At 37.3% G+C, this 21083-nt stretch carries 18 protein-coding genes; 6 read left to right on the top strand and 12 right to left on the bottom strand.

From position 1 onward, the window contains the following. Position 1: 1 nt before the first annotated feature. The 9 genes from AB3I00_RS08080 to AB3I00_RS08040 all read right to left on the bottom strand — a co-directional run bounded on the left by AB3I00_RS08080 (position 2) and on the right by AB3I00_RS08040 (position 11073). Positions 2–1453: an amidase gene (locus tag AB3I00_RS08080; RefSeq protein WP_368025033.1), complete on the bottom strand. Its 1452-nt coding sequence runs from the start codon at positions 1451–1453 to the stop codon at positions 2–4. A 134-nt stretch (positions 1454–1587) separates the two neighbouring features. Beyond that, positions 1588–2532 (bottom strand): dihydroorotate oxidase, encoded by a 945-nt coding sequence (locus AB3I00_RS08075; RefSeq protein ID WP_002329225.1) that lies wholly within the window; start codon positions 2530–2532, stop codon positions 1588–1590. Between the two features lie 83 nt (positions 2533–2615). Continuing rightward, positions 2616–3263 carry a PepSY domain-containing protein gene (locus tag AB3I00_RS08070; RefSeq protein WP_070769918.1) on the bottom strand — a complete coding sequence of 216 codons (648 nt, stop codon included), beginning with the start codon at positions 3261–3263 and terminating at the stop codon, positions 2616–2618. Between the two features lie 233 nt (positions 3264–3496). Continuing rightward, positions 3497–4663 (bottom strand): cyclopropane-fatty-acyl-phospholipid synthase family protein, encoded by a 1167-nt coding sequence (locus tag AB3I00_RS08065; RefSeq protein WP_002290735.1) that lies wholly within the window; start codon positions 4661–4663, stop codon positions 3497–3499. Between the two features lie 150 nt (positions 4664–4813). Continuing rightward, positions 4814–5629, bottom strand: a complete 816-nt coding sequence (locus AB3I00_RS08060) for a maltodextrose utilization protein MalA (protein ID WP_368025032.1) — start codon at positions 5627–5629, stop codon at positions 4814–4816. 12 nt (positions 5630–5641) lie between these two features. Continuing rightward, a complete protein-coding gene (locus tag AB3I00_RS08055; RefSeq protein WP_002290731.1) occupies positions 5642–6493 on the bottom strand; it encodes a sugar ABC transporter permease in 852 nt (283 codons plus the stop codon). Positions 6494–6496: 3 nt separating this feature from the next. Next, positions 6497–7798, bottom strand: a complete 1302-nt coding sequence (locus tag AB3I00_RS08050) for a carbohydrate ABC transporter permease (RefSeq protein WP_002290728.1) — start codon at positions 7796–7798, stop codon at positions 6497–6499. A gap of 146 nt (positions 7799–7944) precedes the next feature. Then, positions 7945–9204 carry an extracellular solute-binding protein gene (locus AB3I00_RS08045; RefSeq protein ID WP_002290727.1) on the bottom strand — a complete coding sequence of 420 codons (1260 nt, stop codon included), beginning with the start codon at positions 9202–9204 and terminating at the stop codon, positions 7945–7947. 102 nt (positions 9205–9306) lie between these two features. Continuing rightward, the gene (locus AB3I00_RS08040; RefSeq protein ID WP_368025031.1) at positions 9307–11073 is read right to left on the bottom strand and encodes a glycoside hydrolase family 13 protein; all 1767 of its coding nucleotides are present in this window, start codon (positions 11071–11073) and stop codon (positions 9307–9309) included. A gap of 406 nt (positions 11074–11479) precedes the next feature. Between AB3I00_RS08040 and AB3I00_RS08035 the strand changes: the two genes are divergently transcribed. The 5 genes from AB3I00_RS08035 to AB3I00_RS08015 all read left to right on the top strand — a co-directional run bounded on the left by AB3I00_RS08035 (position 11480) and on the right by AB3I00_RS08015 (position 15062). Further along, positions 11480–12328 carry a YitT family protein gene (locus tag AB3I00_RS08035; RefSeq protein ID WP_368025030.1) on the top strand — a complete coding sequence of 283 codons (849 nt, stop codon included), beginning with the start codon at positions 11480–11482 and terminating at the stop codon, positions 12326–12328. A 103-nt stretch (positions 12329–12431) separates the two neighbouring features. Further along, positions 12432–12866 carry a VOC family protein gene (locus tag AB3I00_RS08030; protein WP_065773102.1) on the top strand — a complete coding sequence of 145 codons (435 nt, stop codon included), beginning with the start codon at positions 12432–12434 and terminating at the stop codon, positions 12864–12866. Between the two features lie 176 nt (positions 12867–13042). Continuing rightward, entirely contained in the window at positions 13043–13453 is a 411-nt protein-coding gene (locus AB3I00_RS08025) for an organic hydroperoxide resistance protein (protein ID WP_002290719.1), read from the top strand. Positions 13454–13509: 56 nt separating this feature from the next. Continuing rightward, complete coding sequence (locus AB3I00_RS08020) at positions 13510–13950, top strand: MarR family winged helix-turn-helix transcriptional regulator (RefSeq protein WP_002290718.1); 441 nt, start codon at positions 13510–13512, stop codon at positions 13948–13950. 149 nt (positions 13951–14099) lie between these two features. Continuing rightward, positions 14100–15062 (top strand): AI-2E family transporter, encoded by a 963-nt coding sequence (locus tag AB3I00_RS08015; RefSeq protein ID WP_368025029.1) that lies wholly within the window; start codon positions 14100–14102, stop codon positions 15060–15062. A gap of 134 nt (positions 15063–15196) precedes the next feature. On the opposite strand, the gene AB3I00_RS08010 is transcribed toward AB3I00_RS08015, so the two are convergent. Then, positions 15197–16429 (bottom strand): LPXTG cell wall anchor domain-containing protein, encoded by a 1233-nt coding sequence (locus AB3I00_RS08010; RefSeq protein ID WP_368025028.1) that lies wholly within the window; start codon positions 16427–16429, stop codon positions 15197–15199. Positions 16430–16576: 147 nt separating this feature from the next. Here AB3I00_RS08010 and AB3I00_RS08005 point away from each other — a divergent pair, with 147 nt between their 5' ends. After that, positions 16577–18130 (top strand): helix-turn-helix domain-containing protein, encoded by a 1554-nt coding sequence (locus AB3I00_RS08005; RefSeq protein WP_368025027.1) that lies wholly within the window; start codon positions 16577–16579, stop codon positions 18128–18130. A 110-nt stretch (positions 18131–18240) separates the two neighbouring features. Here the strand turns inward: AB3I00_RS08005 and uxuA are convergent, their stop codons facing one another. Beyond that, a complete protein-coding gene (uxuA, locus tag AB3I00_RS08000) occupies positions 18241–19326 on the bottom strand; it encodes a mannonate dehydratase (protein WP_368025026.1) in 1086 nt (361 codons plus the stop codon). Then, a complete protein-coding gene (locus AB3I00_RS07995; RefSeq protein WP_368025025.1) occupies positions 19317–20963 on the bottom strand; it encodes a mannitol dehydrogenase family protein in 1647 nt (548 codons plus the stop codon). Before AB3I00_RS07995 ends, uxuA begins: the two co-directional genes overlap by 10 nt. Positions 20964–21083: the final 120 nt, after the last annotated feature.

The raw sequence follows: 21083 nt of genomic DNA, 5'->3' as shown, positions 1-21083 counted from the left end.
GCTATTTCCATGGATTTGGTAAATGGAACTGGTGACTTGCTTCAAATAGATAGCCGATTTGAAGCAGCAAATCTTCTCTTCCTCTGGCGGACATAAATTGAATTCCGAGAGGCATGTTTTCTTTTGTCAAATGAGTAGGCAAGCTGATTGCTGGTTGTCCAGTCAGATTAGCCAATTGTGTATAAGGTGTGATCTTCAAGCTGTCCTCAAACATAGAAGAAACAACTTCTAAAGCTTGTACTTCAGAACAATCATGGATGTGTTCCATCTGTGCTCTTATCGTATCACTTTGCAAATCTTCGCTGATTTTAGGGGCGGTAAATGCAGTCGTTGGTGAAAGGAATAAATCATATTCTTGATGCAAGTTTTCCATGGCAATTGCTGCTTCATCCCATACATGCAGAGAATCGATGTAAGTAGCGGCAGAAAGTTTCTGACCATATTGGAACAAAGTCCAAGAGATCGGCTCAAGTTCTTCTTTTCTGACAGTTCGTTGGATGCCTGTTTCAATCGAGTGGATCATTGCTGCTGTCTCTGCGCCATTCATCTGATAATAAGACGTAATCAGTTTACGACCATCTAGTGGATAAGGAATCTCCGTCAAATCATGTCCTTCTTTTTCAAGGAAATCTACAGCTTTTTTTACAGCAAGTACTGCCTCTTCACTAATCTGTGAGTGGATCGGTGAATCGATACAAAAAGCTATCTTCAAACGTTTTTTTCTTGGATGTGTTTGCCATTCAACTGGCGATACTTGATATGGCGCACCGGAATGGATGCTTCTCATCCCATAAAATAAAGCCTCCGTGTCTCTCATAGAAACCGTCAAACCGAAATCAATAGCAGCTCCTTGCCATCCTCGCCAAGCATATGGACCAACTGGCATCGTCCCTCGCGAAGGTTTCAGCCCAATCAATCCGCAAAACGAAGCGGGTATTCTAATAGAACCACCACCATCACTAGCGCCAGCTAAAGGAACGATTCCCGCTGAGACTGCAGCAGCAGCGCCTCCGCTTGATCCGCCCGGTGTACATTCAAGGTTCCAGGGGTTTCTTGCTGGGCCATAGATGACGGGGTCTGTAATATTTTTGAAACCAAACTCTGGCGCATTGGTTTGTCCAAAAGGAACTAGCCCTATCGCTTCTGCTTGCTGTACATAATTGGATGTATGAGAAGCTCGATGTGTTTCAAATAAACGAGATCCTGAAGTAGCTAGCCACCCCTTTTTTTCTTGACCGAGCATTTTTAAAGGAAATGGAATACCTGCCAATGGTCCTTTTTCTGACTGGGGAATCAATCGTTCAGTGGAACTATTCTCGAATGGTTCAAGTGCAACAAACGCATTCAATTCATGATTTTGTTTCTTTATTTTTTTCTGTACGTCAGCAGCTAATTCTTGAAAACTAAATTCTTTTTCTTTAAGTCCTTTCGCTAATTCTGTTGCATCTTTCATATTATCCTCCTTTTTGCCCCTGTTATTTTCCCACAACTTCGTCTAACATACAATGAGTACGCTTGCACAGAAATGAACAGACAAATGTTTTTTATAAAAAAAGACGAAGATCATGATCGATCTTCGTCTTTTTACTAAGAAATAGTGCGTAATTTACCCTTAAATTCGTCAATAGACGCATATCCTTTTTCTGACATAATCTGAGTTAATTCGTTTGTGATCCTAGAAAAGATTTCCGGTCCTTCTTTGTGAAGCTCGGTACCAATCTGCAACATGCTTGCGCCACATAGCAGATGTTCAAATGCATCTTGTCCTGTCCGAATCCCACCTGTACCGATGATTTGGATTTCTGGTTTCAAACGCGTATAAAAAGCGCGGACATTTGCTAAAGCAGTCGGCTTGATATACTCTCCGCCAATGCCGCCGAACCCTTCTTTTGGTTTGATGACCACAGCTTCTTTGTCTGTATCGATATACAACCCGTTACCCACACTGTTGATAGCATTGACATATGTCAACGGGAACTGATTCAAGATATCTGCCATCTGATCAAAATGAGCAAAATCAAAATAAGGAGGCAATTTGATTCCTAGCGGCTTAGAAAAGATGCTGAATACTTCTTTCAGTGTTTCATAAGTGGCCTCAAAATCGTAAGCTAGTTGTGGTTTACCAGGCACATTTGGACAAGATAAATTTAGTTCAGTAATCCCCTTGAATCCACTTTTTTCTATTTCCCCAAGCATTTCCAAGTTTTCTTGGACACTCATCCCGGCGATCGAAAAAAATAATGGTTGATTTGGGTTTTTCTGTGCTTTTTCATACGCAAGAGCATACTCTAGATAATAAGAAAAGCCTAAGTTGGGAAGCCCCATCGAATTGATACTGCCTAAAGGAACATCAAAATAGCGTGGTTCGGGATTTCCTTTTCGTTCATTGATTGTACAGCTCTTAGTGATAAATGCTCCTGCTTCTGAATGAGCCAGCTCGTCTAATTCCTGGGTAGTCATGCAGTGTACACCAGATGCATTCATAAAAGGGTTGGCAAAGGTATGATTGGCAAAGGTCGTTTCTAAACTCAAGTAAATCGCTCCTTCAAACAAGTTATTTTATCTAGTGTATCATGACTAAAAGAAAAATCAACTCTTGTTTTTCAACGAATTTCTTAATCATCCTGTTCGGTTGATAGTACTTCCCCTGTTTCACTATTGATCTTGACTGACATACTTTGATTGCCATCTTTTACTTTGACTTCCCAATAAGTAGTACCTAGATCTTTATCCAGATCCCAATCGGTTGCTGTACCGCTTCCTACTTTATCGACAGCAATCTTTGCGGCTTCCTCAATCGTGATCAATTTATCAACAGCTAGACCATCTTCTTTTTTCTTTTGACCATTTTGATCCTCTTGATCTAGTGTTTCTGGATTCTCTGTTTCCATTTTTTCATTCTGAGCATCGATTCTTGCTTCATATTCTTTTTGATCATCGACACCTTCTATCTTGTAGAAGTATGATCCCCAATCACTATCTAGTTCCAAACTAGTAATAGCAGTATCTGGATACTTATCTTTAAACAATTCAATCGCACGAGCTGCAGACACTTTGATAGCTGACTGGCCCATTGCCTCGCTCGAATTCTTTGTTTGACTAGATGAAGATGTACTTGCGTTTGTTGAGGATTCCGATACCTGAGAAGAGCGTTGTTCACTGCTGGAAGATGTATTCCCAGATGTTCCTTGATTGGTGTTTGATTGACAAGCAGCTAAAAACAAAGCCGCAAATAAACTAGTATAAATAACAGTTTTCTTCATTGATTCTATCTCCTTTATTATAAAATAGTATTCTATACAAGTATAACGAAGAAAAAAATTTCTGTCATGTTTAAAAATTAAAGAACAACGTTATTATTATGAAAATAAAAAAGAAACTAAGTTTTAGAGACAACCCTAGAAGTTAGACTAACATCTCACTTCGGGAGCATCATAACACTTAGCTTCCATTTATTAAATAATTAAATAGCTTTTAAACTGCCCATTTATATCAATTATGCACGATGCATTGGGATATCATTATTTCCAGGTTGAACAAGCAGATATTGAATTACATCGATATTGCTTGACTCAAATGAAGCTGCACAAGCTTGTAAATATAAATCCCACATTCGATAGAAGGAATCACCCATTTCTTTCGTGACTTGATCTTGGACTTGATGGAAATTTTTTGTCCAATGCTCTAATGTCAATTGATAGTCACGACGCAAACTTTCTAAATCGATCAATTGCAAATCGTTTTTTGTAATATTATCAACTAACTCAGTAACACCAGGGACATAACCGCCAGGGAAAATATATTTATTGATCCAAGCATTTGTCGCACCGCCTTGTTGTCGGCTGATTCCATGGATCAAAGCTGTTCCTTTTGGTTTCAATAAATCTTTTACGACTTTGAAATAACCTTCAAGATTTTCAGAGCCTACATGTTCGAACATACCTACGCTTGTGATATGATCAAACGTTTCGCCTTTTAGTTCACGGTAATCCATTAATAATACACGGCATTTATCTTCTAAATGTTCTTCTTTGATTTTTTTAGTGATCAAATCGTATTGTTCTTCACTTAGAGTGATCCCAGTTGCTTTGACGTTATATTCTTTGGCAGCAGTGAACATCAATGTTCCCCAGCCACAACCGATATCAAGCAACGTTTCGCCTTCTTTGATAAAGAGTTTGTCTAAAATATGATGGACTTTATTGATTTGTGCTTGTTCCAACGTATCTTCAGGTGTGTTGAAATAGGCACAAGAATAAGTCAAAGTTGGGTCTAGCCAAAGTTTATAAAAGTCGTTACCTAAGTCATAATGCGCATGGATATCTTCTTTGTTTTTTTGTTTTGTATGTTTTTCTTTCTTTGGCAGCCATTTTAGATAATCTTTTCCTCGTAAAAAGCTGTTTGCTTGCTGATAAGCATCGTTGATCAATGCTTGGATACTTCCCTCGATCTCGATTCGATGATCCATATAGGCTTCTCCTAGTGCCAAAGAAGCGTTGCTTGTAATCTCTTTCATTGGGATTTCTTCATGGATATTGATTTTGATTTGGGGAGGAGTGTCCGTATCTCCGTATTGTTTCGTTGTACCGTCCCAATAATTTACTTCGACAGGGAGCGAGAAAGAACGTGAAAATAATTGATTGTATAAAGTTTTCTCTAACATGATTTTCCTCCTTAAAAAAACTACCCTATTACGTTAATACTAAAAAAGAAAAGAATCAACTAAGAAGTTTAATTTTTTCAGAAATTTTTCAAAAACTACTTTATTTTTCATTTTTTTCACATTCATTGTCGCACAAATCGCTTAAACTTGTCATTCGACACGCTTATCTTTGAATTTTGTCTTAGCAAAAACCCATAGAAGTAGCAAGACAGTTATCATTGTTTGGACACTTAGCATCAAGATAAAGTCAAAGTGGATAAACCCTACAACTGCTGCTGCCATGGATCCTATCCCCATCACATTCAGCATCAAATTTGCACTTTCTTTGAATGTATGAATGGATGAAAGTTGGCTTTTTCTTGTCATCCACAAGAAAAAGGAAGCCCCGAATAAAATGAGACTCGTCATGACAAATAGGACAAGACCAAGACTTAAACTATAAGATAAAATGATTGTTGGACGATTACTGGCATAAAATTCTCTTTCTAAAAATCGTTGGAAATCTTCGGGCGTACGTACAGAATCTGGTTGGAAAGATGGACTATAATTCATCGTATAGCGGCGTATACCAGATTTATCCTTTTGTTGGATCACCCATTGTTCCTTCTCAAAATCAATAAAAGTTCCATGATCGGCTTGTTGTTTCTCAGATAAAGACACACCTACCAAAATTTCAGGGGTCACAGCTATCGTTTGTTGCGATGATTGTAACCCAGTTTCAGATAATTCAAGTTCAGAAAATTTTTTGGTTCCTTGTTCATCGATCAACGAATGAACAGATAGAAATTGTTCTAATGGAATCGCTTGGATCTGATTGGCATAAAAAAGGGTCACAGGCATGACCATCAAGGAAACTAAAAATACAAATATCAATAAAAATTTGGGCCATGATAATAGTTTGCGTCCCGCAAACACTTGAGTTGGCGTACGTAAAGTGGAAAAATAATTTAACGGAAATGTTTGCATGATCCTTTGCTCCTATCCTTTTGTTCCGCCAGATGTCAGTCCGGTAACAAAGTTCTTTTGTAAAAAGAAGAATAATAGACAAATCGGTAGGGCAATCAAAATTGCTCCAGCAGCAAACAAGGAGACCCTTTGATTTGTCACATCAGAAATAAATGTTTGCAGACCGACAGCAACAGTTTGATTTTCAGGTGTTCGAAGCAAGAACTTCGCTAACATGAAGTCGCCAAATGGTCCCATGAATGCCCATAATGCTTGAACGGCGAGCATTGGTTTGACAAGAGGTAATACAATCTGGAAAAAAATCCTGAAATGCCCTGCCCCATCAAGTTTAGCAGATTCATCTAAATCTATTGGTACTGTGTCAAAGTATCCTTTCATCAACCAAGTATTCATTGGAATCCCACCGCCTATATAGATCATCGTCAAGAACCAATACTTATCTAGCGCCTCTAATAGGAAAGCCATGACATAAAAGGCAGTCAATGCTGCCATAGTCGGTACCATCTGAATCACTAAAAAGAACATCAAACTTGATTTGCGGCCGATAAAACGATAACGGCTATACGTATAGCCGGCTAAAGTTACTACAGTTACTTGTACGATCATCGTTAGGACAGAGATGATTAACGTATTTTTATACCAAGTCCCGTAAAGTGTTTCACTGAACAGCCGCGTGAAATTCCCTAAAGTCCAGTCGCTTGAAAAATCCAAACTGAAAGCCGCAATGTTTCCTGACTTGAAGGCAGTACTTGCTGTGATCAAAAGTGGATAGATAATAATGACTGATAACAGCAAAAGAAAAAAGTAAGTAAAAAAGTGAGAAAGCCGTTTTTGGAATCGTGCACTCGAATGAAATTTTTTCATTGTTTAATCCCCCATATTGAACGCATTTGTCTTTTTGAACACTAGCAAAGATACGCAGATAACGATGATGGAGATAATCAACGTGATGGCTGAAGCCATAGAATACTGCGGAGAAGTTCCAGTCGTAAGTTTATAAATCCATGAAATCAGGATATCAGTAGAACCAGCTCCTCCACCCACGCTTCCGGGGCCTCCATTGTTAAATAGGTAGATCATAGAAAAATTATTGAAATTCCCAGTATATTGGGTAATAAACGTTGGTGCTGCAACCAGAAATACAGCTGGAAGTGTGATATTTGAAAAACGTTGCCATGCATTTGCTCCATCGATTTTTGCTGCTTCATACAAATCTTCAGAAATCGACTGTAAAATCCCTGTAACCATTACATAGATATAGGGAAATCCTAACCATCCTTGAACTAAGATGATTGCCACTTTCGTCCAGTTCGGGTCCGTTTTCCAAGAGATTGCACTGATGTCTACAAAAGGAAGCTGGTTTATGAAAGGAATCACTTGAGTATTGATGGCACCTACGCTATCGTTGAATATATTCGAAAAACTCATGATAGTAATAAAAGCTGGGACAGCCCATGGTAATAAGAAAATGATACCGAAAATACGTTTGAATTTAATAAATTTCTGGTGAGCAACAACCGCTGTGAGAATACCAAGGGTGATTTGCAAAGTTGTTGCACATAACGTCCAAATCACGGTCCATGAAAAGACTGCAAAAAAAGTATTGCGATATGAACTCAAGAAGAAGATGCTAAAAAAGTTTTTAGCCCCTACCCAATCAATCAAACTAGCTGGTGGAATATGATTAAAGTCATAATTGGTAAATGCAGTAAATAATGTGACTAAGACTGGGAAAATGATGGTAAAAATCATGAGAAGATACGCGGGAAGTGTCAATAGATAAGGAAAACCTTCATCACCTATATTATGTATGACTTCCTTCATCGTCCGATTGATTTTTTTGCCCTCTTTACGCATCCTTGCTACTCGATAGGCGTCTAAAAGATTCAAAGCGTAAAAAATCAAGAAAATGATCGTAATGATGAATTGCAAAGTGCCTTCAATCAAAATAAATAATGAATGATCTTCCATTGGTATACTTCCCAAAGTAACCAATCCTATCAATGCATGAAATCCGCCCAAGAACATCTGACCAATGAATAGGACGAATATGGCGAAAAAAACGATACCTTTAAAAGTTTGGCCATTTACAAACTGCCCCATCCCCGGAATAAGTGAACAAAGCGTGATTTTTTTTTCGTTGATCTGGCTTGTTTTATCTTGCTGCATCTGAATGCCCCCTCTAAACTTGCTGAACCGCTAACTACTTTTAAGATAATGGCAACAAGAGCAAGATAATTTTCCATCTCGCTCTTGCCACCTCTATCTGAAGCACCTGTTCCATTTTTTATAAAAATGGACGGTTATCATTTTAATCAGTATTTTTGTTCTATGGCTTCACTGATTGTTTTCACTGCTTCATCTGCGGATTCTTTTGGTGTTTTTGAACCTGATGCTGCATCGAACATCAAGTTTTCTGCACCTGTCCAAACTTCACCCATTTCTGGGATGTTTGGCATTGCTTGAGCTGTTTCATATTGTTCGATCACAGCTGTTGTTAATTCATCGTTTTTAGCCTTTGCTGTTTCCCGAGCTTGTTGATTTGCAGGGATTTCATTTACCATTTCAAAGAATTTCTCTTGATTCTCCTGATTCGTTACATAATCGAGCCATTTTTGAGAGAGATCTTTGTTTTTAGCGTAATTGCTGACTACCCATCCTTTTCCTCCGCCAAATGGTTGATAAGGCTGTCCATTGTTTAGAGTAGGGATTTTTGCAACACCATAATTGATATTGTTTTCTTTGTATGTTTGCGCTTGCCATGGGCCGTCAATAATTGCTGCAGTTTTGTTGGACATGAATTGCTGGCTGGCGAAGTCTCCTGCACTTTTTATGTCTTGCATTCCCTTAGGCCAAACATTTTGGAACCAATCTGTTGCATAAGAAATTCCTTCTACAGCACCTGCATTATTCAAACCGATATCAGAAGGATCTGTACCATCATCACCGAATACATAGCCACCGTAACCTGCAATCAAACCATAGGAATAATAAAAGTCAGTCCATTTAGCTAAAAATCCTGTATTTTTTCCTGCTTCTGACTCAAAAGCAAAACGACTGTCTTTGGATAGATTTTCCAAATCTTTAAACGTCGCTGGTGCTGTATCGACTAAATCTTTGTTATAGTACAAAACAAGGGTCTCGATTACTGCAGGCTCTCCATAGATTTTTCCATCATAAGTCACTTGGGCCTTGTCTGTTTCATCGTAAGCTGATTCATTTCCCAGTTTTACTTCCGCCAGATGTCCTTGCTGTCCTAACGCACCGATCCGGTCATATGCTGCCATCATAACGTCAGGTCCCTTTCCAGCAGGACCATCTAACGCTAATGATTCTAACTGATCGAACATGTCCTTTTCTACCAGCTTGATCTTCACATCGTTTTCTTTTTCGAATGTATCTTTTATTTCGTTTATATAATCTTTATATCCAGAATCAACGGAGACTGTTAACGTTTTTCCTTCTTCCGTGTCCCCTTCTGCTGAAGAATTTCCATTGCCACAAGCCGCTAATCCGCCTAAGATTCCTAAAGAGACTAACCCTAAACCTAATTTTTTCGCGTTTCGTTTTTTCATCTTCATTTCCTCCTGTGTATTCAACGTGCTGTTACACCATTATTATAATGGGCACAAATCTTTATTTGCAAACGCTTTCTTATTGTTACCGGTAACAGTTTTTCAACACATAATCAAAAATCCGTATTGCTGTATCTCTGCTTTCCCATCTTCTAATAACTGACAATTTTGACTAAGAATAACCTCATTTTCCTGTTCTACTATCCAAGGTTCTTCTGACTGATTGAAGTAAATATGGATAATCTGCCCCTCTAGTTCACGTACAAAATAGAGCTTATCTTCACGATCATTTACTATTAGCCATTGGGTAGCCCCTTCAGAAAGAATCTTAGACAACTGTTTCCTAAGAGAAACGAGTTCTTTTATAAAACCGAACAGTTCTAGATCTTGTTTTTCTTTTTCCCAGATCATACATTTTCGACAATCTGGGTCTTCTCCACCAGTCATCCCTACTTCTGTCCCATAATAGATACAAGGAGATCCTTTTTGAAGAAACATAAAAGTCATCACAGATTTCATCAATTCCTTGTTCCCATTACAAAGAGTCAAAATCCTTGCAGTATCATGAGAATCTAATAAGTTAAATGTCCCTTCGTTCACCTGATCTCTGTAAAGCATTTGCTGATGATTCATTCCGCTAACCATTTGCGAAGCTGTAATTTTCTTTTTTGCAAAATAATCTTTAATTGAATCTGTAAATGCGTAATTCATTACTGCGTGGAATTCATCCCCTTGCAGCCAGGCCTGTGAGGAATGCCAGATCTCTCCCAGGATATAGATATCAGGTTTGATGACTGTGACTTCTTCTCTGAATTTTTTCCAAAAATGATGATCCACTTCATTAGCAACATCTAGTCGCCATCCATCAATATCGAACTCTTTTATCCAATAGGTGGCAATATCTAGTAAATATTTTTGAACCTCTGGATTTGCTGTATTTAGTTTGGGCATGAATGGAGTAAAAGCAAAAGTATCATATGGGATATTTTCAGCAGTTTCTGGCACATCAGTCATCTGATAGGAATCTACTGGGAAAAAGCGGATATGGAACCAGTCTTTATAGATTGATTTTTCTCCGTTTTCGAGTACATCTTGCCATTGGGGCGAATGGATCCCCATATGATTGAATACAGCATCAAACATGATACGTATCCCTCGTTTATGTGCTTCATCAATTAAGTTTTTTAAAAGTTTTTTATCTCCAAATGCGGGATCGACTTCATAATAGTCGATCGTATCGTACTTGTGATTGGATGTAGCTTTAAATATGGGACAAAAGTATATTCCATTGATACCAAGGTCTGTCAAATAATTCAGATGCTCCATCACACCTTGTAAATCCCCGCCAAAGAAATCTTCACGATCTGGATCTTTGCTTCCCCAAGCCAAAGTATGATCGGGATCATTTGCTTTATCCCCATTTGCAAATCTTTCAGGAAAAATTTGATACCATACTGTTTCTTTCACCCATTCTGGTACAACGAAGCGATCAATTTGATGGAAATAAGGCATTCGAAAATAAAAATTTGGTTCAGCAATCACATTTTCTCGATAAGGAAAAACACCTTGATCCCCATAGAAACAATCCGTGCTGTCTTCTCCAATAACATGGAACGCATATTGTAATCGTCTTGTTTCACTTGTCAATTCAACTTCCCAATAATCATGAACATTTGTACTTAGACATTTTTTCATTGATCGTTCTTTTTGATACCATTTTTCAGTTGTTATGGTATACGGATCTCCGCTTAACACATATACTTTTTTGATATCATTCTTCCGAGTACGAAGCCGGATACGGAATTTTGTATTCGTATATAGAAATGCATATTCACTTTCCGGTCGATGATAAATTGCAGCTGTGTCCATTGATTTCCTCCTTGCGATTTAATATTACGTCCTCACTATAAGTGATAGAGATAGAAAAGACAACGCTTTCAAAAATGTTATCGGTAACAGTTTTTTTGACACTTTTCTATTACTTTTTAAACGAATTCAACAGATAGTCCTAAAACTTTTAAAAGTTTTTGAATCTATTTTCTACCTATTTCGAGTTCTATAGTTATCTTAGTTTCTCTGTTTCTCTGCTCGCTATATTCGATCCTCCTAATTGAAAAAGTTTTTTAAGAGTTTTTGTTTGATCAAGTGATTTCAGATAAGTTGAACATCCTAAATTAGCCAAGCCTAATTTTTTTCTTAAACGAAGTTAACTTATAGTGAAAAATAAGTTATAATAAGATAAGAATACTGTTAATCAACTAAAGGAAGTGGATAAATGAAAGAAACAAGACAATTTATATGGACATATGCCAAGATTATTTTTGCCCTCTTTATATTAGGAGTCGCTATCAATATGTTTTTAGGGCCTCATCATATCGCTGCTGGTGGTGTCAGCGGACTAGGAATATTACTGGAAGCTGCTTTCAGTTTTGACCGTGCTATAGTCATTTTAGTATTGAATATCGTTATGTTAGTGCTAGCTCTTCTGTTTTTAGGTAAAAAACCTTTTTTCAAAGTGCTTTTTGGAAGCTTAGTTTTTCCTTTGATCATCGCGGTAGTACCAGAGATGATGATTACTTCAGATCGGTTGTTATCTGTCATTTTTGGAAGTGCGATTTTTGCTTTAGGAGTGGCCATCTTATATAAAAATAACTCTTCCAGTGGTGGCACGACGATCCCTCCCCTCGTTTTTAAAAAATATTTCCACTTGAACACTTCGATCGGCCTATTTCTTACAGATGCTTTCGTCGTTTCTCTCAATCTGTTTGTTTTTGGAATAGAAGAATTTCTTTACGCTATCTTATCTATTGCAATCACTTCAATTGTCATGACCTATATCGAAACAGGGATCAATCGGAAGAAATCCGTCATGGTCATGAGCGAACATTCTTTGGAAGACATTCGCCTTCGCTTAAGTGCTGAAATCGGACGCGGGCTTACCTTGCTGGAGGCAAAAGGCGGCTATAACCGAAAGTCAAAAGAAGTGTTATTGATCGTTGTGACCGATCATGAATTCTCTCGAATGAAACCTCTGATAGAAGAAATTGATCCAAGCGCCTTTGTCATTGTCAACAGCGTAGCAGAAGTAATGGGACGCGGATTTACTTATCATCCAATCGAATGAGTTGGTAAGTAATCAATACCATTATTTTGAATGCGTTTTCTTTAACTGGTATAATAATAGAAGAAGTAAGTAAATGTTCGATTGAAAAAGAGAGGAGAATTTTATGCATAAAGGAACAGAAATCGATTTTGTATTAAATGACAGTTTGAAAGCTCTAAAACTTTATCAAACGATCTTTGATGAAATAGAACTGATTGAGGCAACAGAGTATCCTAGAGGCAATAATGAAGTCATTTTTTCCTTGTATGGCACGCGGTTCCATATGCTGGATGAAAATCCGCCCCTTGGTCTGACTGCCCCTACTGCTGAACATCCAAATACGATCTGGTTCAATATCATCGTCTCTGACATTAAGGACACACATAATAAAGCATTACGAAATGGCTGCGTAGAGATCCAAGAAATGACAGAAATGATGGACTTTGGTGTGACCAATTCGATGTTCCGGGATCCTTTTGGTTATTTATGGATGCTTCATCAGGTTCATCGTGAAGTAAGTTTTGAAGAAAGAAAACAACTTTTTGAAAAATATATGTAAAGTTTATGATGAGATTAGTTCTTGTCACTGATATTTTTTTGTAATTGTTCTTATTAGAGGAAGCAAGTTTGTTCCATGTGCTTTCTCTTTTTTCTTGAATAATCAATTTCTTTGCTTTTCATAATTAAGTTGTGTACAATCTAATTGTATCAAATATAATAAAAGGTGGTAATCTTATGAAAAAAATGTATTCTACAAAAATGATCAACACAGGCGGACGTTCTGGAGAAGTCCATAATCCTGATCACACATTCGAATTAAATATTGCAGCTCCTGGTAAACGTGTTGAAAACGCAACAAATCCTGAACAATTGTTTGCAGCTGGTTTCAGTGCCTGTTTCAACAGTGCATTGGAGTTGATTAAACAACAAAAAAATATTTCTGGCGCTTCTACTGTCAGCGCACAAGTTTCTCTTTATTCCGAAAGTGAAATGAGCTTTGTCTTAGGCGTAGAGATTGAAGGATCTATCGAAGGCCTTTCTCTAGAAGAAACCCAAGAATTATTAGAAGCTGCACATAAAGTGTGCCCTTATTCAAAAGCGACAGCTGGAAATATCGAAGTTACTCTGAAAGCTGTTAGTGAATAGACTTTTTTGTGTAAATCCGCTATGATACACTATAGTGAAACAGCGGAGGTGGAAAAATGGAAGATCTATATTTAGCTAATCAAGTATGTTTTCCTTTATATGCCGCCTCTAAGGAGATCATCAGGCACTACACTCCCCTTCTCAAACCGCTGGATCTTACCTATACCCAGTATCTTGTGATGCTAGTTTTATGGGAAAAGAAAAAGACTACAGTGAAAGAGCTAGGAAATGATTTGTGTCTGGATTCTGGTACGCTAACCCCCTTACTGAAGAAGTTAGCAGAAAAAAATTATATCAAGCGTCAGCGTGAAACGGATGATGAAAGAATCGTAAATGTTACGCTCACTTCTCAAGGAGTTGCGTTGCAAAAACAAGCAGAAGGTATTCCACAAAAGATCAAGTCTTATCTTCCACTTGAACAGGAAGAATTGGATACACTGCAACATCTGACCCGAAAAATGCTAGATAATTTTCATCAAGACCAGAAAAAGGGCTGAAACTGCTAGATGAACGATTTTATGAGGAAAACCAACTCATAAGATAACGTCATTTAGCGGTTTTTCTTTTTGCTCTTTCCCTTTCTTATTTTCGTATTCCATCATATAATGAATAACGTGTTTATTTTTGTTATTTGGAGGTTGTCAAATTGTCCGTTTATCAGCGTTTTTTGGCGAATGAAAAAATACGCCGCCTCACGGTTTTATTATCTGTCATTTTTGTACTTTTCTTAGTAAGAAGTATGATTACAACCATTTTACTCACATTTATCTTTACTTACTTGATGATCCACCTTGTTCAGATCATTCAGCGATTTGTCCGAATCCCTACAGGTATTTTAGCCATCATGATTTATACATTGATCGTTTATCTTATCTATCTGGCATTCACAAAGTATATCCCGATGCTTATTCATCAAACATTCGATATGATTCAATCTGTTATTGATTTTTACGAGCATCAACCAAAAGATGCGGATCCAGTTTTACAATACATCCACAATTATATCGAACGGAACGATTTCTTTGAACAGCTTCAAAATGGTGCGTCAATTGCGCTTGGCTATTTACAAGATATAGGAAAACTGGCCGTGGCGTTCGCTATGTCGTTCATCTTAAGTTTCTTTTTTATGATTGAAAAGCAAAAAACGATTTTATTCTCACGGTTGTTTTTAAAAAGTGAGTTTTCTTGGTTCTTTCAAGATCTATATTATTTCGCCGATAAGTTTGTCAATACATTTGGCTTTCACCAACTGCTGAGCTTAGCAATTATGATATTCATTCTAAGTCTGATCCCTGTAGCAGGCGTTATTATTTCTTGTATTCCTCTATCTTTCATTGCTTATTCCCAAGGAGGAATCAGAGATGTTGTTTATATCCTGATGACGATTTTGGTTGTGCATCTGATCGAATCTTATGTACTGAACCCAAAATTAATGTCTAGCAAAACAGACTTGCCGATTTTTTATACATTCGTGGTCTTGCTTGTTAGTGAACGATTCTTTGGCGTTTGGGGATTGATTGTCGGCATCCCGATTTTCACCTTCTTTTTAGATGTGCTGAAAGTGAAAAAGATTCCGAATCATTCACCAAGAGAAACAGATCTCCTTTAAATTAAAAATGAAGAAAGATAAAAATTAGAACGACCCTAAATATCAGATTTAGAATCTGTTATTCAGGGTCGTTTTATTAATATTACTTTTTCGTTTGTAAAAATGTGTTCTCCGACATTCTTCAAATGTCAGTGTCATCTATTTTGTTTAAATCTTTTTACAGAAAACATTGTTGTTATACTTAAAAGAATGATTCCGCTCCACAGTATGACTTTATTTTGTGCTTCTCCAGATTTTGGCAGCTGTTTATTTTTCGTATCAGGACTAGCAAGGATTGTATCTTTGCTACTTTTTAAAGTCTCAGCTAGGTGAGGTCTATCAAATCGTTGTGTGTGTGTATTCTGCTTTTCTTCATTTATTTGTCGAATGGTTGTATTTATTTTTTGACTCTCTTTCTTTTCATCCTTTTGGGTGCTTATCTCTTTTGCCGTTATATTTGTTTCAGGTGTTTTTTCTGGCATTTCTGGGGCCACATCCGGCTTTTCTTCTGGAAACCCATTTGGTGTTTCTGGATTCTCAGTTTCATTATCCGTGTCTGGTTTTTCTTCTGGTCTTGCTTCGTTGCTAGAGTCCGTATCTGGTTCTGGAGTCACATCTGGTTTCTCTGGATTCTCGGTTTCATTATCTGTGCCTGGTTTTGTTTCCGGTATTGTTTCGTTTCCAGAGTCTGTATCTGGTTCTGGACTGACATCTGGTTTTTCTTCGGGAGTTGTTTCAGGTTTTGATTCATTGTCTGGCTCTGGCTTCATTTCTGTATCAGGCTCTTCACCAGGTTCTATTTCCGGTTGTTGTTCTCCGTCTGGATTTTCTGTAGGCGGTATATCAGGCTTGTTTTCATTTTCTGGTTTATCCGTTGGTTCCCCAACAAGATCTCCTCCTCCTGAGTCGATCGATGAATCTTGCTCAACTGTCTGCCGTTGACTATACGGCGTCAGATAATGAAGATCGTTCGGTAAGCCATCTGATACTTTGACAGTAAACAGTGCTGGTTTTAGCAAGTCCTGATTTAATGTGACGGTGAAAGTAAATGTTGCTTGCTTGTGTTGGATAGACAAAGTATTCTCGTCGTAACTGATCAATAAAGCAGGGTCAACATTCTCAAATGTAACAGCTGATTGTCGTATCGGTGCTATGTCTCCCGAATAATCAACTGTTGCTTTGATGGTCGCTGTTTGTCCTTTTTTTAATTTTGTGACACCTGAATTGAAGGAAGAAAATTCATCTTGGAAAGTAATTCGATTGACATTGGCCCATTTGGTTTCTGCCCAATTTGCTGTTCCTATCTCCTCTGTATGCACTGTCTGATTTATAGTAAGCGATAAGCTTAAGGCTGTAAATGTTGAGATTAAGATGGTTGGATATCTCATAACTCTCTCACTCCTTGATTTTTTTGTATGCAAGAAATAAGATAGTAGAGATTGTGCCTATATGTTTACTGTCTTTTTGTCTAGTTTCATGAAAAAAACAGTAATATTTTCAAGTTTTAACAATTTAACTAAAAAGGAGCGCCCTTCATGCAAACCCAAGAAGCGATAAAAACGTATCTTTTGAAGAAAAAAAGCAATACAAAATTAGATATTTTTCTTTTCCTGTCTGAACATCGTTTCTTTATTACTACACAATATTTAGCAGATCATTTCCATATGTCTGAATCAAATTTTCTATTATACATCAAAGAATTAGAACAAGATTTTGAGCGTCTCAATCTAACAAAACTGCATATTGATAAACAAAAACCTTTTTTGAAGTTGAATTTTGAAGGAATTGATCCGGCTTATTGCTACTATCGTCTATTTGGAAGGTACTGCAACGAATCGGTCAGTTATCAGATCTTGACTTCTTTGTTCAGTTGTCAGACAAATTCGATTATCAGTTTAAGTCAGCAAACGAACTATAGTGCCTCTTATCTGTATACGAAAATGAAAAAAATCAATGCATTTTTAGCATTGTATGGTTTGTCTGTCTCCTTTTCTAATAATGGAAGAAAGTCCTTTTCTGGAAAAGAAGTACAAATCCAATATGCAGCATTAGATATTTATTGGAATATCTTTTCAAGTACTGCTACAGATTTTTATGATGAAGAACCACAGGTAGTTGCTTTTATGATGAATACTTTTTTTAAAAAAGAGGTACTTGACCGACTGAATAGCGGTATGATGGATAAATTATATTTGCTGTTGAAAATATGTAAAGAGAATTTTCCGGCTACTTCTGTGAAAGGTGTACAAAGAGAATTTGAAGAGTATGAATATATTGACTTTTTTATTGATCCCTCTGTCGATATTTTGCGCCCCAATCTGCCAATTTGTCGCGAACAACGCATCTTAGTGAATATTTTAGCTCGGCTCTCTATTACGAAAATCGAATCAGAAAAAACAAGTTTGGAGCAATACGAACTTTTAAGAAAAGCAAATGTTCCTCATGTTCTTTATTCAAGAAAAATGGTGGAATCCTTTTGTACAGTATTTGATTTGTTTATACCTGAAAAAGAAAAGATTCTTTACTCGTTGGCGTTCGCACGAAATAAACTTTATAATGGATTTCTTAACTTCAATCAACCAAATACGCCCCTTCCTACTTTTATGCTTTATCAAGAGCAGAACGTATTGAAAGAAATCCAAACAGCTATCGAACGATTTTACATGGATTTCAGAGAACAAAATCAACATATGCTGCCAGATATTTTAGAAAAAGAAAATGTGCTATGGATGGTCGAAGATCTAGTACATTTATATGATCGTTACAAAAAACAACCGCTGATCGTGATTGGTGTGAACTATACGCGTGATTTTTACATCAGTAAAGATTTGATTGTTAAGATAGAACAAATTTTTTCAAATGAATCGATCAAAATACAAAACGATTTTATGGAGAACTGTAACATCGTTATCAGTGACTGCCCTTTGAAACAATTGCCTTCCCACATCAAAAAAATATATATTTTAAAGGGAATCATCACACCAGAAGATTGGAAAAAAGTGATTATGAGGATTTCAGAATATATTTTTGAATTAAAAGAAGAGGCTCTTATAAACCAATCAGAAAAAGAAAATCAAGATAACCTCTAGTTCCTAGACCAAAGAAGTGACATAAATCCGTATACTGTTAAAAAGCATACGGATTTATGTCACAAAAGTTTGAATATCTTTTTCGTTTACATAATAAAATTATAAATTATTTACTGATTTTCTTTACGTTCATTTCCTTTTTCAATTGCTTCCCATAATCCATTTAGATATACCGCACCTAATGCTCGATCATATAAGCCATATCCTGGTCTTCCTGTCTCATTCCAAATCATTCTGCCATGATCAGGGCGGATGTATCCGTCAAATCCGTTGTCATACATTGTTTTTAGAATACGGTACATGTCTAATGAACCGTATTCTGATTTATGCGGTGCTTCATAGAAATCTCGATTATCTAAAAACTTGATATTTCGAACGTGAGCAAATGGGATCCGATCTCTTTGGCAAAATTCTGCTAAAATTTCATACACATCATTTTCTGGATCTTCTGCAATACTTCCTGTACAAAGAGTGATTCCGTTAGAAGGACTGTCTACTACTCGGCACAACCAATCTAGATCTTCTCGATTCTTTACGATTCGAGGTAATCCAAAAATCGAGTACGGCGGGTCATCTGGGTGTACAGCCATTTTGATCCCTACCTCTTCACATGTCGGGATGATTGATTGAAGAAAATAGGCAAAATTTTCTCGAAGTTTTTCTTCGTCTACTGATGCATACGCTTCAAGCAAAGATTTGATATGAGCTAAGCGTTCAGGTTCCCACCCCGGCAACTCGAATTCATTGCTGGACTGTTCGATGCGTTCGACGATTTCTTTTGGATCATCTGGAATATCAGCGGATATAAAAGCTAACGTAGACGAGCCATCTTCTAAGCGGTAATCAAGATCAGATTTGACCCAATCAAATACAGGCATAAAATTATAGCAGATGACTTCTATTCCATATTCTGCCAAGTTTCGGATTGTCTGTTTATAGTTTTCGATATACTGCTCACGGGACGGTAATCCAATTTTAATGGCATCATGCACATTGACGCTTTCGATAACCTTTAGTGTCAATCCATGAGACTCAATTTCTTCTTTTAATTCTTTGATCCGTTCCCTAGGCCACACTTCTCCTACTGGTATATCCATCAATGTGCCTACAATACCTTTGACTGCAGGTATTTGTCTGATTTCATCTAAAGTAATCTTTTCCTCTTGTGAACCGTACCATCTAAAAGTCATTTCCATTGTAAAGTTCCTCCATGTTCTTGTAAGTAATTCTGTAATGTTTTTCGTACGGCATTGGGTCCTGCCAACATTTTGATGAACATTCCTTCTATTTTTCTGCCAATCTCAGCTTGATAAAGATCTACACCAAAAATTTCTTTATTTGACAAAATAGGAGCAATTTTCTCTTGGATATGTGAGATATCTTGCGTACCCAATTGAATGTCAGAAAGCCTGTGCTGAAGTTCTATCAGCAAAGGATCTAGACTCGGTGTGAATGGTTTTCCTTGATCATCAAGGCCAATAAGGTATCGAAGCCAAGCAGCGAGAATCAATGGGATGAACACAAGAGTCTGCGGGTCCTTATTTTCTATTTCCATATATTTTTTAATCGTCTCACCGTAACGAATCGCCACCTTTTGAGAGGTATCCGTGGCGATTCGCTGAGGCATGTCAGGAATATTTGGATTAGGAAATCGCACAGTGACTACTTCTTCAAGAAAGGTCTTTGGATCAATGATTCCAGGCGATTCTACGACTGGAAGACCTTCATTGTACCCGATTTCAGAAACTAACAGCGACAAATTTGGATCATTCATCTCCTCAGCTATACTCCTATAACCCAGTAAACAACCCATAATAGCTAAAGCCGTATGCAAAGGGTTAAGACAAGTCGTCACTTTCATCGTATCTGCTTTATCTACCGTTGCACGATCAGTCAAGAACACTCCAGCTTTTTCGAATCTCGGACGTCCGTTTGGGAAATGATCTTCCATGATTAAATAATGGATGTCTTCTGTATTGACGAATGGCGCAATATTGGTTCCCTTTGCGGTTTGCAAGATCGACATATTTGAAAAGCCTTCTTCTGCCAACATTCTGCTAACTGATATGGAAGGATTCGGAGTGATACGGTCAATCATTGTCCATGGAAACGCAACGATTTCTTCATTCGATAAGTATTGGATAAATGTTTCTGGTACATAACCTTCCTTTTGCCATTCTTTTGCGATCGCTAGCAGCGAAGTACGTAATTGACTGCCGTTTTGTGAAAAATTATCTGTAGAGACAAGTGCAATCGGCCAAGCTCCCGATAAAAACCGTCTATAAAGTAGTGCAGTAAGAATACTCATCGTATGTGATGGCTTTTTCGGACCATTTTTTATATCAACTGCAATCGGTCCTATATATTTATTACTTGTATCTTTCAATCGATAACCTTTTTCAGTAATAGCAAAAGTAACTAATTGTAAACTCGGATTTTCAAAGTGCCCAATCATCTTAGAAAAGTGTTCCGAGCAATCTGGATGACAATACAGACTGTCAGCTGTCGCAGCTAATATACGTTTGACAAATTTTCCACTGCTTGGCATGACCACTTCAAGAATCAAATCATCAAAATCTCGGTAAGCCTTTTCAATTATTTCTTCATCGAATGTTTCACAAACAATGACACCAGTGGGCAATTCGCCTTGATCCGCTAAACGTTGAGCGATTTCTGCATGAAATCCTCGATAAAGATTTCCGCCACCAAAATGGATCCAGACAGGATTTCTTTGTCCAGTTTCTCTTAATGATGCACGGTCAAAATGAGGTATTTCTACTTCTTTTTGAGATAATTCAGGAATAAAGTTCTCCCAGTTGTTTAAATCAATCATTTTTCCCCTCCTAAACTAACATATCAGTTTTTGTCTTCAAATGAATTTTATGTAATAAAAACCGCTGTGTCAATCAAAATTTTACTTTTTATACAAATTTACTAGTTTAAGTGACATATC

The organism is Enterococcus sp. C76, assembly GCF_040886985.1.
GTDB classification, from domain to species: Bacteria; Bacillota; Bacilli; order Lactobacillales; family Enterococcaceae; genus Enterococcus_B; species Enterococcus_B lactis.
This window is presented reverse-complemented; position numbering and strand designations above follow the sequence as displayed.